Annotated in this window: 13 protein-coding genes; 11 read left to right on the forward strand and 2 right to left on the reverse strand. The window is 58.7% G+C overall.

The annotated features are described in order from the left end of the window. The first annotated feature begins 172 nt into the window (after positions 1-172). The 5 genes from ACRBB0_RS08280 to ACRBB0_RS08300 all read left to right on the forward strand — a co-directional run bounded on the left by ACRBB0_RS08280 (position 173) and on the right by ACRBB0_RS08300 (position 5,731). Positions 173-2,305 (forward strand): ParB/RepB/Spo0J family partition protein, encoded by a 2,133-nt coding sequence (locus ACRBB0_RS08280; RefSeq protein WP_431373951.1) that lies wholly within the window; start codon positions 173-175, stop codon positions 2,303-2,305. A 124-nt stretch (positions 2,306-2,429) separates the two neighbouring features. Beyond that, positions 2,430-2,837: a DUF3768 domain-containing protein gene (locus tag ACRBB0_RS08285; RefSeq protein ID WP_431373952.1), complete on the forward strand. Its 408-nt coding sequence runs from the start codon at positions 2,430-2,432 to the stop codon at positions 2,835-2,837. 75 nt (positions 2,838-2,912) lie between these two features. Next, complete coding sequence (locus tag ACRBB0_RS08290) at positions 2,913-3,275, forward strand: hypothetical protein (protein WP_431373953.1); 363 nt, start codon at positions 2,913-2,915, stop codon at positions 3,273-3,275. Between the two features lie 83 nt (positions 3,276-3,358). Further along, on the forward strand, positions 3,359-3,937 hold the full coding sequence (locus ACRBB0_RS08295; protein WP_431373954.1) for a hypothetical protein: 579 nt from the start codon (positions 3,359-3,361) through the stop codon (positions 3,935-3,937). A gap of 129 nt (positions 3,938-4,066) precedes the next feature. Beyond that, positions 4,067-5,731 (forward strand): hypothetical protein, encoded by a 1,665-nt coding sequence (locus ACRBB0_RS08300; protein WP_431373955.1) that lies wholly within the window; start codon positions 4,067-4,069, stop codon positions 5,729-5,731. A gap of 2 nt (positions 5,732-5,733) precedes the next feature. Here ACRBB0_RS08300 and ACRBB0_RS08305 read toward each other — a convergent pair whose 3' ends face one another. Then, on the reverse strand, positions 5,734-6,972 hold the full coding sequence (locus ACRBB0_RS08305; RefSeq protein WP_431373956.1) for an endonuclease/exonuclease/phosphatase family protein: 1,239 nt from the start codon (positions 6,970-6,972) through the stop codon (positions 5,734-5,736). A 69-nt stretch (positions 6,973-7,041) separates the two neighbouring features. On the opposite strand from ACRBB0_RS08305, the gene ACRBB0_RS08310 reads away from it, so the two are divergent. The 3 genes from ACRBB0_RS08310 (at position 7,042) to ACRBB0_RS08320 (ending at position 13,693) form a co-directional block, all read left to right on the forward strand. Further along, complete coding sequence (locus ACRBB0_RS08310) at positions 7,042-11,409, forward strand: strawberry notch-like NTP hydrolase domain-containing protein (protein WP_431373957.1); 4,368 nt, start codon at positions 7,042-7,044, stop codon at positions 11,407-11,409. After that, positions 11,406-12,461 carry a DUF7146 domain-containing protein gene (locus tag ACRBB0_RS08315; RefSeq protein ID WP_431373958.1) on the forward strand — a complete coding sequence of 352 codons (1,056 nt, stop codon included), beginning with the start codon at positions 11,406-11,408 and terminating at the stop codon, positions 12,459-12,461. Before ACRBB0_RS08310 ends, ACRBB0_RS08315 begins: the two co-directional genes overlap by 4 nt. A 317-nt stretch (positions 12,462-12,778) precedes the next feature. Beyond that, complete coding sequence (locus ACRBB0_RS08320) at positions 12,779-13,693, forward strand: DUF2493 domain-containing protein (RefSeq protein ID WP_431373959.1); 915 nt, start codon at positions 12,779-12,781, stop codon at positions 13,691-13,693. On the opposite strand, the gene ACRBB0_RS08325 is transcribed toward ACRBB0_RS08320, so the two are convergent. Next, positions 13,674-13,877 (reverse strand): hypothetical protein, encoded by a 204-nt coding sequence (locus ACRBB0_RS08325; RefSeq protein ID WP_431373960.1) that lies wholly within the window; start codon positions 13,875-13,877, stop codon positions 13,674-13,676. The genes ACRBB0_RS08320 and ACRBB0_RS08325 overlap by 20 nt on opposite strands. 117 nt (positions 13,878-13,994) lie before the next feature. Between ACRBB0_RS08325 and ACRBB0_RS08330 the strand changes: the two genes are divergently transcribed. From ACRBB0_RS08330 to ACRBB0_RS08340, 3 genes are read left to right on the forward strand one after another with little or no spacing between them, the layout of a single operon-like run. Further along, positions 13,995-14,510: a DotD/TraH family lipoprotein gene (locus ACRBB0_RS08330; RefSeq protein WP_431373961.1), complete on the forward strand. Its 516-nt coding sequence runs from the start codon at positions 13,995-13,997 to the stop codon at positions 14,508-14,510. Then, positions 14,507-15,403: a type IV secretory system conjugative DNA transfer family protein gene (locus tag ACRBB0_RS08335; RefSeq protein WP_431373962.1), complete on the forward strand. Its 897-nt coding sequence runs from the start codon at positions 14,507-14,509 to the stop codon at positions 15,401-15,403. The genes ACRBB0_RS08330 and ACRBB0_RS08335 overlap by 4 nt, the downstream gene beginning before the upstream one ends. Continuing rightward, positions 15,400-16,635, forward strand: coding sequence for a type IV pilus twitching motility protein PilT (locus ACRBB0_RS08340; RefSeq protein ID WP_431373963.1), 1,236 nt, complete (start codon positions 15,400-15,402; stop codon positions 16,633-16,635). Before ACRBB0_RS08335 ends, ACRBB0_RS08340 begins: the two co-directional genes overlap by 4 nt. Positions 16,636-16,676: the final 41 nt, after the last annotated feature.

Raw genomic sequence — 16,676 nt, forward strand, 5'->3', positions numbered from 1 at the left:
TTCTGAACGCCTAACTGGCCACAAACAAAATGAGGCGGTGGCTGAGGTTCATGATCCGGCCGCGGCGCGCGGCGGCCGACCGTGCTGAGAGGAAGAGGAAGGAAAGCCCGGGTTGCCGGGCTTTTAAGGGAGAGAGAGGCTCTCCCGGTCCGGCTCCCAAAGGAGCTTTCCGATGACCAACCCCAAACCCAACTCCGTTGCCAAGACCAAGGCGGCTGGCGCTGCCAGCCTGCCGCAGGCCGAGCTGCAGATGATCCCTCTCAACAAACTGGTGATCAGCCCCAAAAACGTGCGCAAGACCCCGGCTACTGAAGCACAGGACGCCGAACTCTATGCCAGTATCAAAGAGACTGGCCTCAAGCAGAACCTGCTCGTTCACAAGGTGGATGCAAAGTATCATGTGCATGCGGGTGGACGACGTCTGGCAGCGCTGCACAAGCTGGCAGATGACAAAGTCATAAAGTCGTCGCATCAGGTCGCGTGTTCAGTCGAGGATCCCGATCAAGCCGAAGACACGTCGGCTGCAGAAAACATGATCCGCGCTGCGATGCACGCAGCCGATCAGTTCGAAGCCTTCGCGGCTCTGCGCAAGAAAGGCCGTACCGAAGACCAGATCGCCTCCCAATTCGGTATCACCACCGATCTCGTGCGCCGGCGTCTCAAACTCGCTTCAGTGTCACCGGAGTTGATGGAGCTCTTCCGCGCCGGTGAGATGTCGCTTGATTGCGTGATGGCCTTTACCCTGACTGATGATCACGCGCGGCAGATTGAAGCCTGGGAAACAGTCAAACAACACTACAGCCCCTCGCCGCATTCGATCCGCAACCACCTCACGCAGCAATCCTATTCCGGCGCGTCCAAACTCGCTTTGTTTGTCGGGATCGATGCTTACAAGGCGGCGGGCGGCACGGTCATTGAGGACCTGTTCGCTGAGCGCGATGCGATGCATCTGGAAGATCCAGACCTCTTGGAAAAACTCGCAACAGAAAAACTCCAAGGCCTGACGGATGAAGCGGGCAAGACGTGGAAATGGGCGGAGGCCTGTCTGGATGTCGACTATGATAGCTTTCGTCCCTATGGCCGGGTCTATCCGCAACCGCTCGATCCCGATCCAGCACTTGTCACAGAGAAGGCCAAGCTGGAAGAACGTCACGCCGTCCTGGAAGCGGATTACGATGAGCAGACGTGGACAGAGGAACTTCAGAAAGAAGAAGACCAGATCTGGAAACGCCTGCGCGAGATCGAGGCGATCGAGGAAGCCAACGTTGCCTTCACCGATGATGACTACAAAATTGCCGGATGTATCGTAAGCGTCTCCCATAATGGGGAACCGCGTCTGGAAACCGGTCTGGTGCGTCCCGAAGACATTCCGGAACCTGAAGCCGCACCCTCTGATCAGTCGGATGATGAGACCACCGACGACAGCGATGATGTGGTCGCAACGGGCCCGACCATCGAACTTCCTGCAACGATGCGCCAACCGGACATCCCGATGAATGCGACGGACGCGGCGCGCAAGGAACAGGGCATCCCACGAGCGTTGGCCGACGATCTGCGCGCAACGCGGCATCAGATCATGCGGGCGCATTTGGCGGCTGATTACGGCACCGCCTATGACACGATGCTCTATGCCATGGTGATGGCCGTCCTCGGCACCTACCGCAGCCAGTCACCGCTTGACCTCTCGCTGCGTCCTGCGACGACAACCGCGTCTCGCGAGACCCTGAAAGACACCGTCGCGGAACGCATGCTGGATGCGCTCAAAGACGGTCTCAATCTGGCGTGGATGGAAGCCAAGGCACCGGAAGACTTTCATCAACTGTCCCAGCTTCCTGACGGTGACAAGCAAGCGCTCTTTGCCTGGTGTGCGGCCTATGCCCTGAACCAGCAGCTCTCCAACGATACCGATGCAAACCCTGTCATCGAGGCGATCGGGTCACGGTTGAATGTCGATGTGGCCGCCTGCTGGCGTCCCGGTGCGGACAATTACTGGGGCCGGGTCAAGAAAGACCATGCGCTCGAGACTGCAAAAGCGCTGATCGACGACCGCTGGGCCGATGACAAATCGGGTCTGCGCAAAGCCGAGATCGCAAAGGCCATGGAGCAGGCCTTCTGCGACACGCCGCAGGAGAGCGCCGGTTTGACCGCTGAAACTGCCGCCAAGACATCTCGCTGGCTGCCCGACGGCATGGTGGTGGGGGACACTGAAGACACAGCGGTGATTTCGGAAATGGATGCAGTTGAAGCAACATCCGATTCTGAAGAACCGGAAGGCCTGCCCGCCTTTATGGATGACGCGGCTTAACCTCTCAACGTCTACAAAACGCTTTGGATCGCCCCCGCCCGTCACAGGGATCGGGGGCGGTCCTCTCTGTCTGCCGGAAAGATCAGTGCCGAATGGATCGGCCGGTCCGGCAAGGAGAAAGACCATGACCCAAGCACAACAAGCAAACCCCGCAGACATCGCGCAGGATGTCACACACCCTCAAACAGCCGCCATCATCGCCAAGCAGAACGATGCCTTCCGCACATCCATCACCGCTTGTCCCAAGTCGCCCGACACACCGCCCGGCAAACTTGTCATGACGGCTGGCATTGCAGCGCAAAGCGATGCCTTCCGCGCAGCCCTCATCGGCGCGTTGATCACCTTTGATGCGTTCGACGCGGACAGCGACCCTTACGGCCTTCACGAGATGGGCGTGCTCGAGATCGAAGGCGAACGCGTCTGGTTCAAATTCGATCTCTACGACGAGAATTACGAATATGGCTCGGAAGCACCCGGCAATCCCAAACGGACGCGCCGGGTCCTGACCCTCCATTTCCCTTCCGAATACTGACGAGCACCAATCTCACAGAACCTTGTCGACCGTCCTCATGATCGAGGGCGGTCCTTTTCTGCTGACGGGTTTCACATGGGGCCGGATGATCCGGTCCCGCCCGTCACGGAGACCAAGACCATGGCAAAACCATGCGACTACAAAGTCACGCTTTACCCCGCCCACAAGGATGGCGGCTTCGTCGTCACCAAATACGACATCTTTGGTGGCACCTATCCAAGCAAAGAGATCACCGCCGCCGGCATGGACGATCTGGTCGACCAGGTTACCCATTTCGCGATGGAACATGGGGAGGGCTGCAGCGCGTCCGTGCGCTGCCTTGCACCGCGCAAACCACCCGGTTTCAAGAAAGCGACAGACAACCTCTACTTCAATCTGAAATCGAAGGAAGAGTTCGAAGCGCAAGAGGCCAAAAAGGCCGCAAGCGCCGCTGCCTGATCTAGACCCACACGCAATCAATCCAGAAAGGCTCGCCCGTCACGGCGGGCCTTTTCGTCTTTACCGGAAAGAGGAGAATATCAATGAAGACCCCTATCCACCAAGAGACCTACCGCGATCACACCATCAAGATCATGCATGATCCCGACCCCGAGAGCCCGCGCGACTATGACAACCTCGGCACGATGGCCTGCTGGCATCGCCGCTACACTCTCGGAGACAAGCACGAGTACGGCGATCCGCGCGATCTGCTGATCGCGCTTGGCGATCTCGATAACGAAACCGACCTTTCGATGAACGATCTGTTCGTGCGCACCGAGAAACGCGCCGTCATCCTGCCGCTCTACCTGTATGATCACAGCGGTATCACCATGAACACGACGGAGTTTCATTGCCCGTGGGATTCCGGGCAAGTCGGCTACATCTATGTGACGCTGGCCGATATCCGCAAAGAGTACAGCGTCACCCGTGTTTCGCAAAAGCTACGCGGCAAGATCGCCGATCAACTGCGCCAGGAGGTGCGAACCTACGATCATTACCTAACGGGCAATTGCTATGGCTTTGTTGTCGAAAAGGATGAGGACGAGGTTGTATCCTGCTGGGGATTTCTGGGCGATTATGACGGCTATTGCCTCGACGAGGCCAAAGCGTCGGTGAATTGACGCCACCGCGCGGCCCGCTTGGCGCCGTTCCGGCCGCAAAGAGCAAGAGGTGGGTTGGGGAAGGGCAAGCCTTCCCCTTTTTAGAGAGAGTTTCCGGGAGGGCGTTACCCCTTTCAAGGAGCCTTCCCCATGAACATCCCAACAACCTTTCACGCCTGCGTCGCGGACGACGCGATCTCCAAAGTCTCGCGTCTCTTCAACGCGACCCTCGATGATATCTTCTCCGAGCTGTTTCAAAATGCCCGCCGCGCTGGTGCCACTCAGATCTCCGTGAGCCAGATCGAAACGCACGACTTCGGGCCTGTCATTTGTCTGATCGACAACGGTGCCGGTCTTTCTGATCCCAGAGACCTGTTCACACTGGGGCAAAGCGCATGGGATCATGACGTCCAATCCGATGAGGATGCCGCCGGCATGGGGTTCTTCTCATTGGCCGGTCGCAGGGTTCGCATCATCGCCCAAAAACAGGACACATCGCAGTCCTGGCGGATAGATGCCGAGCCTGACAGTTTTGGCGGCACCCATCCGATCACCTGCACCCATGGGCCCGCGAACCACAATGGCACAACAATTCTGATCGCCACCAAACCCAATGAAAACTACATGGCGGCCGCCAACCATGCGGCGCGGTATCTGCCGCTCGACGTTATAGTCGACAGCGTCACAGTCGAGCGCAAAGACTTCCTCGCTGACGCCGAGCACATTGAAGAGTGGAACGGCATCCGCATCGGCATCTACGCGCGCGGTCCAACCGGTTTCCGCAACAATGAAACCGTCAACTTCCACGGCGTGACCCTGCATGGCCGTTTGCCGAGCCTGTCACAGGAGTTCCACCGATCCTACTTTGCGCGACTGGATGTGATGCACTGCGCCGATCTGAAACTGGTTCTGCCCGCCCGCAAGGAGATCGTCGAGAACGACTTCATGGACGCACTGCGTGCCCATATCACCAAGATCTTCTACCAGCTCATCCAGGCGGCTGGACCGCATTCGCTGTCATTTGCGAACCATAAGCGTGCCTCTGAACTGGGCGTCGATCTGCCACCAGCCGCGATGCGGTTGCGGGTGTTTGAACCGAGCCATGCAGACAGCGACATGAATAGTCATGGAAACGTCGAACCCATCACAGAAGACGATGTGATCTTCGACTCCGAAGATGGCGCAATCGAAGAACAGAACCTCGCCTCGGCACTCTCCAACCAACGTGCCCCGACCAGGCTCTACGATCCTCAATCCGGTTTTGAGGGTTATGATTGGTATGACCAACTGGCGCGGGCTTTGGTCAAAGGATATCGCGTCATCGGAGATACGGACACGGTGTGTGTTGAGCCGGGCAAGCGCCACACGCTCACCGAACGGCCGGATCAATTGGAGATCCATTGCAACGTCACCGATGGTGCTCACACGGAAGACTGGGTCTTGAGAACGGATTGGCTCATCCTCGGCGACGATGACTGGGGGTTGGATGATGTTGACATTGCAGTGACCAAATCATCGAAAGCGACCGCAGCCGATCTTGTCGATTTTCTGGAACGCGCTTTGTTCAATCCCTCAGACGATAGCGAAGCAGGATCTTACGACCAGCAGCAAAGCTGGTTCCGAGATGATGCGGAGGATCTTGCTATCCGTCTTCTTGAGACCTCCCTTGAGGTTGAGATCAATGCGATCACTCGGATCATCAACCGCGAACTCTATTGGTTGCGCCGCAGGGATCACATGATCACGGTTCAGATCGGCAATGGTCAGATCGAAATCAGCGGCCTCGAAGAAAATGACGTGACCGCCGCCGAATGAGGTCAATCAATATCGAGATCGACCCAAAGACCATGGTGATCCGATGCGCCATAAAGCGGCTTGGTCAGTTCCGGATACATCTCCCAACGACCGGAGGCGGTCCACACCCCCTTACGGAAGATGCCGCCGACTTTTACCCTTTTCCAAAGCGCCGGTGACAGGAGGATATAGTCAATCTTCTTCTTATCGGCACCGGTCGCAAAAGTGCCGATCCCACGATCCTTGGTCTTGGCGTTGAATTCGAACTCAGTGAACTTGGGATGATCGGTGATCTCTTTCAGCGAGGTCTTGAGCAGCGGGTTCAATTCAGCGCTATCGGGCGTATCGTTTAAATCACCCAGCACGATGATATTCTCGATACCCTCTTTCAAGAGACGGCGATAATACTTCGCCACGAAGGTCGCCTGGGCCTCACGCTTGTCGCGCGACGGTTTGTGATTGCCACCATATTTGGATTTGAAATGGTTTGGCAGCACCGCGATCTTGTTCCCGCCGGGCGTCTCGATGATGTATTCCGGGCAATCGCGCGAAAACACATCCCTCCCCTTGAACGTCTCATCCACGTGGCTGCGCATCGACGGAATTGAAAACCCCTTGCGGGCCATGATGCCGACATCGATGCCGCGCCGGTCATTGCCATCGATCACCATCAGATGGCGATAGCTGTTCCCGGCAAGCGGCTCGTAGATGTAGTCGTGGAATTCTGTCAGCACCGGGCGACTTTCAATCTCGACGAGTGCCATGATGTCGGCGTCCATGTCGCGGATCATCCGGGCCGTCATGGTGATGGCCTCTTCCTTGACGCGGGCCGTCTTCAGCTCCACCCAGCCGACCCAATCGTCTCTTCCACTCGCCTCGATCCGGATCGGTCCACTCTTTTTGGGGCGCACGATGATCTTGCCTCTGATCTTGCGCAGCCAGACAAACGGGCCTTCGTCGTCCTTGAGAATGCCCAGCTTTTCCATCAGGTGGAGCATCTTCTTCTTGTCGGCGGCAGAATAGACCGGCTTCTCGAACAGTTTGTTTAACGCCGCGTGGGCGTCCAACACGTCCTTATGGGTTTCCGGGTCTTCGTCGTTAAAGGCTTTGATCCGGTCAAACAGGTTTTCAACATTAAAGGCAGCAACGCGCATGAGTATTTCCCCTCTTAAATGGGAGCGAGCATGCCCGTTTTTGCTGTCGCGCTCAAGTTGTGGCCTGAGGCTGCCGGAAAGGAAAAGGAGGGTTTTGGGGAAGGGCAAGCCCTCCCCGGTGTCAGAGAGAGTTCTCGCGGGGGATGGGCGGCAACCCTTCAACCCCGGAGACTTTCCATGATGCATGTTTCAACTCCCGCCCCGGCGGCGCGCTTGCGCGCGGCCGCTTTGCTGACCGCCGCGACCCAGCTCCTTCCTCACTTTGAACAAGGCAAACCCCTCGATCAGGCGACCGTCCGGGCGGCCATGGAGATCGCCTTTGGCGGTACCGATGCCGCTGGCGCCTGGGTATGGAAAGACGCCTATGAGGCGGGCGAATGCGCCCAGATCCTGCTGCTGCAAAAATATGGCGCGCTGATGCGCCGCCAATGCGCAACGCCGTCCAAGTTCATTGCCATGGTGGAGAAGGTTGCGGGCTTCGCACTATCACACACAAGACGCAGCGAGACCTCCCAGAAGCTTCAGCAATTCTCAACGCCCCTGCCCCTGGCGGGGATCGTGGCGGAAGCTGCCCAGCTGCGCGCCGACGATGTCGTGCTGGAACCCTCCGCCGGCACCGGTCTGCTTGCGATCTACGCAAAACTGGCAGGCGCACAGCTGCATCTTAACGAGATCGATGACACCCGCGCCGACCTGCTGTCTCTTCTCTTTCCGGAAAGTGAAGTCACACGCCATGATGCCGGATCGATCGATGACCGGCTTGATCCTTCGGTTGCGCCCAGCCTCATCCTCATGAATCCGCCCTTCTCAGCCGCACCGGGTGTTGAAGGCCGGTACAAAGCCGCCATGGGTCAGCATGTGCTGTCAGCGCTTGACCGGCTTCAGTCCGATGGGCGTCTGGTGGTGGTGTCCGGTGCAAACTTCGCCCCGTCGAATAATGCCTTTCGATCTGCCTTCAAGCGCATCGGCGAGATCGCCTCGATCCGGTTCTCCGCCCCGATCGCCGGCAAAGTCTATGCCCGCCACGGCACGACCACTGAGACCCGCCTGACAGTCATCGACAAACGTGCTGGCCTGACGCCCGATTTGGCTGAGGTCTATCACGATCAGGCCGAGAGCTCGCAGGCATTGCTGGAAAGCGTAGAGGCCCATTGTCCGCCGCGGCTGGTGACGCAATCGCTGGACATGTCATCGAGCCAGGTCGCGACCCCTGCCTCATCAATTCAGTCCTTGCGCGATCAGGCGCGCAGCGAGGTTCGTGCCGTCGCCGCCGAAAAGGCGCGTCATCCATTCGATCAGTTGGAAGCGGCGGAGATCGCCTATCTGCCCAAAGCCTGGGCGGAGAAATCCACGCGCCTGACGGAAGCACTTTATGAAGGCTATGAGGTGCAATCCATTGCCATCGAGGGCGCACATCCCCATCCGACCGCGCTCGTGCAATCGGCGGCCATGGCCTCGGTCGCACCGCCCCTGCCCTCTTACCGGCCCAAAATCCACACATCTTTGATCACAGATGGCGCGCTGTCGGACGCGCAGCTTGAAAGCATCATCTATGCGGGCCAAGCCCATGAGCAGCACCTCTCTAGTTGGTTCCGGCAAGACGAAGAAGATCAACGCCTTGTTGCCTGCGAAGCCGATGCCGAAGACGGGTTTCAACTGCGCAAGGGCTGGTTCCTCGGCGATGGCACGGGTTGCGGAAAGGGCCGGCAGGTTGCCGGCATCATCCTCGACAATTGGCTGCGGGGGCGCAAACGCGCGGTCTGGGTCTCCAAATCCGACAAGCTGATCGAAGACGCCATCCGGGACTGGACGGCGATTGGTGGGCGTGCCTCCGATATCGTACCGCTGTCGCGCTTCAAGCAAGGCTCGGACATACGTCTCGAACAAGGCATCCTGTTTGTCACATATGCGACGCTGCGCACGGCGGAACGCCAGCATGGTGACATCCTCAAAGCTTCTCGTCTTGACCAAGTCACGGCATGGCTCGGCAAGGACTATGATGGGGTGATCGCCTTTGATGAGGCCCATGCCATGGCGAATGCTGCCGGTGAAAAGGGCAAGGAGGGTGGGCGCGGCGACAAACAGGCTTCGCAACAGGGTCTTGCCGGTTTGAAGTTGCAAAACCGCGTGCCCGATGCGCGGGTGCTCTATGTCTCGGCCACAGGTGCGACGATCGTTGGCAATCTTGCCTATGCCTCTCGCTTGGGACTTTGGGACACGGGAGACTCGCCTTTTGCCACGCGCGAGCAGTTTATCGCGGATATGGAAGCGGGCGGTATCGCAGCGATGGAGATCATTTCGCGTGATCTGAAAGCCCTTGGTCTCTATTTGGCACGGTCGCTGTCCTATGAGGGCGTCGAATATGAGATGCTGGTCCATGATCTGACATCGGCACAGCGCGATATCTATGACAGCTATGCCGAAGCCTTTCAGGTGATCCACACCAATCTGGAAGCCGCACTGGAGGCCTCCGGCATCACGGCCGAAGGCGGCACGCTCAACGTGCAGGCCAAGTCCGCGGCGCGCTCGGCTTTTGAATCCAACAAGCAGCGCTTCTTCAATCATCTGATCACCGCCATGAAGTGTCCCACCGTGATCAAATCCATTGAGCGCGATCTGGAGGCCGGGTCATCGTCCGTCGTGCAGATCGTCTCCACCAGCGAGGCCCTGATGGAACGGCGTCTGGCGCAAATCCCGGCCTCGGAATGGCACGATCTGCATGTCGACATCACCCCGCGCGAATATGTGCTCGACTATCTGATGCATTCTTTCCCGACACAGCTTTTTGAGCCCTACACGGATGAGGACGGCAATCTCAAATCCCGTCCGGCCATGGATGCGGACGGCAACCCGATTGAATGTCGCGAAGCCGCGCGCAAACGCGATGCCATGGTCGAACGTCTTGGCGCATTGGCACCGGTGCAAGGCGTGCTCGATCAAATCCTGTGGCATTTCGGGAAGGATCAGGTCGCCGAAGTGACGGGTCGGTCGCGACGCATCATCCACACGCGCGATCAGCGCCTGAAAGTTGAGAACCGGCCTGGTTCTTCCAATATTGGCGAGACACAGGCCTTTATGAATGATGACAAACGCATTCTGATCTTCTCGGACGCCGGTGGCACGGGCCGCTCCTATCATGCCGATCTCGGGGCGAAGAACCAGCGGCTGCGGGTGCATTATTTGCTGGAACCGGGCTGGCGGGCCGACAACGCGATCCAGGGTCTGGGCCGTACCAACCGCACCAATCAGGCACAACCGCCGCTGTTCCGACCCTGCGCGACCAACGTCAAAGGCGAGAAGCGGTTCTTGTCGACGATCGCGCGGCGGCTCGACACGCTCGGCGCGATCACCAAAGGCCAACGCGAGACCGGCGGGCAGAACATGTTTCGCGCTGAGGACAATCTGGAAAGCGCCTATGCCCGCAAGGCCCTGCGCAACTTCTTCTGGGATCTGACGAAGGGGAGGATTTCGGCCTGCTCGCAGACACGGTTCGAAGAGATGACGGGTCTGTCGCTCATGGACAGCGACGGTACGTTGAAAGAACAACTGCCGCCGATCCAGCAATTCCTCAATCGCTGTCTGGCGCTGACCATCGACATGCAGGATGCAATCTTCGAGTGCTTTGGTGGGTTGCTGGAAGCCATCATCGACGATGCGATCGCGGCGGGCACCTATGAGGTCGGATTGGAAACCCTGCGCGCTGAAAAGTTCGAGATCATCGATCGCAAGACGATCTTTGAACATGAGGCGACAGCTGCGAAGGCCACTGCCTTGACGGTGGAGCGCACCGATCGCAATCACCCGCTGACGCTGGCGAAGGTAAAAGAGTTCTGCGCGCGGGGCGACCAGGGGCGGCTTATGCTCAACCGTAAATCCGAGCGGGCGGCTGTTTTGGTTCCGACGTCGAGCCTGATGACAGAGGAAGGCGAACCGATCGCGCGGGTCGAGTTGTTGCGGCCGATGGCAACCGACCGGATGCTGGAGCTTGAACTGCCCGCATCTCATTGGGAGGACGTGACGGATGTCGCGTTCGAGCGGGCCTGGACCAAAGAGGTCGACGCGGTGCCGGAAACATCCGTCTCAAAGCTGACGCTCATCTCGGGCCTGTTGCTGCCGATCTGGGACCGCTTGCCAACCGACAACATGCGCATCTACCGTTTGCAAACCGAAGATGGTGAGCGCGCCATCGGGCGGATGGTGACACAGGATCAGCTGGCCAATGTCTATGCGGCACTCGGATTGGACTGCGCGGTCGAACTCACCGCCGATGAAATCTTTGACGCGGTTCTCAAACGCGGACAAAGCCTGCCGCTGGCGGGTGGTCTGACCCTGCGCCGGTCGCGGGTGATGAGCGAATACCGGCTGGAACTCGTCGGCTACAATGTTGCCGCTTTGGAAAGCTATAAGGCAATGGGATGTTTCACCGAGATCATCTCCTGGGCGACGCGGCTGTTCGTGCCGAGCGATGACGCAAAGCTCGTCGAGCATCTCTTGGCCCATCACAAGATCACGGCAGCCGGAGATGCGGAAAGGATCGCCGCATGACCCAGAATGCAAAACGGTTTGAAAAGCTGGATGCGGGCGCGATCTCAAATGGTCTCGCCCGGCACGCTGAAGCCTTTTGCCGGCACTGGTTTCCCGAAGGGCGTCGTGTTGGCAATTACTGGCAGATGGCGGACGTCTCGGGCGCAAAGGGGCGCAGTCTGGTTGTGCGTCTGCGATCCCACGGTGGCAAGAAAGCCGGTAAGTGGACGGACAACGCCACGGGCGAGCATGGTGACCTGCTCGATCTTTTGCAACATCATCTGGAGCCGGTGGCCTATCCTGACCTTTTGCGGCAAGCCGCAGACTATCTCGGCGACGCACCTGTGATACCAGAGAACGAGCCGCGCGTTGAATCTCCGGCCGTGGCCTCCATTCGCCAAGCGGCGGCGGGACGCAGATTGTTCTCCTATGGCAAGCCGATCACAGGCACCTGGGCTGACGCCTATCTGCGTGGGCGCGGTATAGCGCGGTTCGGACCGGCCCTGGCGTTTCATTCATCGGTCTATCTCAGAGCCGAGGATGGCACACGGCTTAAAATCCCGGCGTTGCTCGCAGCAATCACGGACAATGCGGGCAAGGTCACGGGATGTTCGCGCATCTTTCTCGATGGACAGACAGGCGGTCTGGCCGACATCGAGGCCCCGAAACGTGTGCTGGGACGCCTGCATGGCAACGCAATCCGGTTCGGGAACTGGAAGGGATGTACCGATCTTCTCGCCGGCGAAGGGCTCGAGAACACCTTGTCCGTCGGCACGGCGCTGCCAAGAGCGGCTTTGGCCTCCTGCCTGACAGCAAACCATCTCGCCGCCTTCACCTATCCCTCTTCGATCAAGCGCCTCTGGATCGCGCGCGACAATGACGCCGCCGGTGAGCGCGCCGCATCCCGCCTGGCAGATCGTGCAGAGTGCGACGGGATCGAACCGTTCGTCCTGACCCCGGAGCTTGACGACTTCAATCTGGACCTCACAGAAGGCGGCATCACAGCGCTGCGTCGACGGCTGGCGGCGCGCATCACGGAACAGGTCACCGAACACGATCTCTGGCCTTCGTGAGGATGTGCCGGAAGAAAGCAGGGCTCACGCGCTGGCCTTTTGGCACCGGCGTTGACGCCCTGTTCCGTTTGGATGTCCGGGTCGATGGACCGTCAGGTCGGGCGCAGAGGCGCCCTCATCCCACCCGCAACGGCCAGCGCCCGGAAATTTCCCCTGGGCGCTACGCGCCCATTCCTCGCGAGACAAATTTCCGCGCTCTGCCCGTCCTTCGCTGCGCTACGGCCCTCCCGGGTGCCGCCGGGCTGCTGACGGTCCTTTCATCGCCCTATCCAAATCGGATCAGGACGAAACCCAAAGCCTTCAAAAAGGACCAGACCATGACCTTACAGACTTCCACCTTCACACCCACCTCAAGCCCCACAGATGATGTGCTCAGCACTCTTGCCCTCTACGGCGCAACACCACCCGAAGACGAGATCGATCACCGCCCTCTGCCACAAGAGGACCAGACCGAGACCGCCATCTGCGCCATGGTCGAGGCGAGCCAGATGCTTCTTGCCGACACACAGCTCGAAGAGGATCTGCAAGAGATGCTCTGGTCCCTCACCAACATCTTTCATCGCCGCCTCACCCGATTGGAGCGCCAGCTCGACGAGAATGAATGCGAACAACGCGACCTGGTTAAATGCCAGGACGGATCAGAGGTCAAAAGCCTGGAATTGGAACGCAAGATCGACCGTGGACAGAAGCTGGTCGAGCACCGGGACGCCTATGAAGCGATGCGGGACGCGTCAGCCGCCCATTTCCACACGGAGACCGGATCGATCTGGATGCCAAGATCAGGATCCCGGGTGTCGCACAAGAACCTTACCGCCTCGGTGGTCGACAGCCGCAACTTCCTTTCCGCCGAAAAACGCAAGAAGAACGAAATCCACTGTCCCGATGGTACCCGCATCGCCTTCACCGGCGGCGACTATCAGGATTACGATGCGATCTGGACCATCCTCGACGGCTCGCGAGAGAAATATCCCGACATGATCCTGCTCCATGGCGGCACACCGAATGGAGCCGAATACATCGCGAGCCTATGGGCAGAAAACCGAGGCGTCACCCAAGTGATCTTCCGTCCCGATTGGAAGTCACACAACAAAGCGGCCCCCTTCAAGCGCAACGACCAACTCTTGAAGACAATGCCCAAAGGCATCATCGCCTGCCCCGGCTCCGGTATTCACGAGAACCTCGTCGATAAAGCCCGCAAGCTGGGCATTCCGGTCAAAAGGATTGGGAGCTAGAGCTCCATTTCTCTGGCGCGTGTTCAGCCACGATACGCGCCAGAGCCTCAATTTCATTTATGACATCAACAATATCCCGATCAGCTACCGCCTTAAGATAGGCACGCAAGACAAAGCTGGTCTCGGGCCGGTCAGCGAGATCGGCCAATTTCTGCGCAATGGCGTCGAACTGTTGTTCTGGCATCACGTTCTCCTGTGAGATCATCATTTTACTTGATGACATATCGTTATATATAACGATATAAAAGCACCAGTGATTTGAAACAATTCACAAAACAGAAGATTGAACGTGGGGACCTGCATGCGATTGGCCCAGACCATATTAGTGACTCTTGGTGTTCTGAGCTGCGCAGCCTGCACGACCACCAAGCCGCCTGCGACGACAAGCCTGTCAGCACTGATTGATGCCGAAACATCCGTCGTGGACCGCGAGATCGCTGATGCCGGTATCTATAGTGGCGTTCTGGAACCCTACGCGACCGATAGCTCAACCCTCAAGAACCCGGACTACGTGACAGATGAGCGGCTGATGAATGTTGTGCATTCGCAGTTCACCGGCCCGATTGAAGATTTCGTGTCCAAGATGGCTTTGGAAACCGGTTACCGGGTGATCGCCCAAGGCGAAAAGCCTGGCGCGCCGATCCTGATCACTCTGGTCCAGCGCGACCTGCCCGCCATGGGTGCGCTCCGCGAGGCCTTCTTTCAAGGCAAGGATCGGGCCTCTTTGGTGGTCGATCAGCGCACCAAGACTATGACGATTGTGTACAAGCGGCCCGAGCGCAGCCCCGTGCCCCATATCGAGGATAGGCAAGTATGATGCGCATCTCGGCCAAATCTCTCTTGCCGCTCCTGGCTGTTGTCGTTCTGGCGGGTTGCCAGACCCTGAAACCGGAAGAGTCGGACTTTGTCGAACCTGATCCGATCCTTGTGGGCGGGCCTGACCAGTATCGGTCCAATCGGCCGCCTGCTGACTTTGCCGAGTTCAGCCGCCGCACACGGCGCGGCAATTACGAAACGTCCGTCGATGAGGAGCGCTACGATCTCTTACGCGAAGCGGCGGTCTCCTATTCGGCGCAGGCGGGGTATCAGCACAGGGTCTGGGAAGTCATGCGGCAGCTCGAGCGGGACAGCGGTAAGCTATCCCGCACCTTCGACTTCAACCGCGTCGCCTACAGCGCGCCACGAGAGACGGGATATATCCTCCCACCCGTTGTGAGCCGCGCCACGGCTGCCATCAATGTGGATGAGAGCGGACAGTCCGCGGTGGCAGCCGATGAATTCTACCGTCTCGAGATGCCAGGCCGGATCGTGACGATTATGCCGACCTGGCGTGACTATCTGGTCATTCCGCTCGAAGAGGCAAGCGAGCCCGACGATGACTTTCTGCCGCAAAACAAGGAAGAGAAGCAGGTGTTCAACCGCTTCGCCGCAGAAGGTTGGCAGGCGGGGGTTGAACAGGCAAACGAGGCGCTTGCGCTGAATTTCTCCCGGCTGAAACGCGACTATCTTGGCATGGTCGAGTATCGGCGCATGGTGCAGGCAGGTCTGGTCAGAGAGCTGGTCATTCAATCGAGTGAACGGCGGTCCGCTGGCGAAGGTGAAGAGCTCTTTATCGGTGAGCGTCGGGTGCGCATCGTGAGCTCCGCGCAATTCGTCCGCGATCCCAGCCAGTGGAAGCCTTTGCAGAGGCGCTATGCGGTGACCAAATGATTGATCTGGAGCGGATCGATCTCACACCATCAGACCCGAGCGCGGCAGAAGTCACTATCCTGAAGGATGAACCCAATCGCTTCGACAACGATCTGTCCGCCTTTGATCACTTCCTTGTCGGTGCTGCCATGAAGGGCGCGTCTGATATCAACATCAGTGCGGATCTCCGGATGCGCGTGCAAATGCATGGGGATCAGAAACTCGCTACCAAGCGCCGGCTTCTGATCACGGAAGTCCAAGCAATGCTGGCGCATCTCTGGTCGGCCAATGATGCGATGAGCCTGGTCAGCGCAGGACGGCCACTGGATTTCTCCTATGAGAAGAAAATCGACCGCAAGCGCAGTCAACGGTTCCGGGTGAATGCCACCGGCGAGCAACGCTTCGGGACAAACGGTGTGCAGATCACCTTGCGGGCCCTGCCCGATACCACACCCACTCTCGATGATGTCGGATTAGAGGACGCGCTGCGCGACCGGCTGGAGCCTGCAAGCGGGATTATCGTTGTTGCGGGCGCGACCGGACATGGCAAATCGACGACGATGGCGGCGATGACCAGGTGCCATCTGGAAAACAGATCACGGTCTCGTAAGATCGTCGACCTGCAGGCCCCGATCGAATACACGTTTCGGGATATCAACACGGATGCGGCTGATGTCGCCTCTTTCATCAGCCAGTCGGAAATCGGTGTGGGGCGCAACATCCCGACCTTCGCAGAAGGGGTGCGTGCGGCTATGCGCCGGGCTCCAGCCGTTATCAATGTCGGCGAGAGCCGTGACCGCGAGAGCATGGAGGCCTGTATCGAGGCGTGCCTCACGGGCCATTTGGTCAACACAACGACCCATGCGGGATCCATCGCCGAGGCGCTGCGACGCATGGCATTTCTCTTCCCGCCAGAGGAACAAGAAGCGCGATCTTTCGATCTGATGACATCACTCAATCTGATCATCTGGCAACGCCTGGTCAAAACGGCCGATGGCAAAGGCCGCGTCGCCTTGCGCGAATATCTTGTCTTCGATCAGCACGTGCGGGATCGGTTTCTGAGCGTGCCGCCTCTCGATTGGGTCAATGTCGTCAAACAGATTTTCTCCGACAGTTGCTCGAACCCGAATCTAATTGCCCGAACGATGACGCAGTCAGCCGAAGACCTGGTTCAACGCAAGGTCGTGCGGGCTGAAGACCTCTCGGGCATTCTCCAAACGGGGATAGGGTTTCTGGGACAGATCAAATTGTGATCGATGATGGTGGCCGGGTCGGGATTGACAGTTTCAGCAAT

This window comes from Pelagimonas sp., assembly GCF_050633425.1.
GTDB lineage: Bacteria > Pseudomonadota > Alphaproteobacteria > Rhodobacterales > Rhodobacteraceae > Pelagimonas.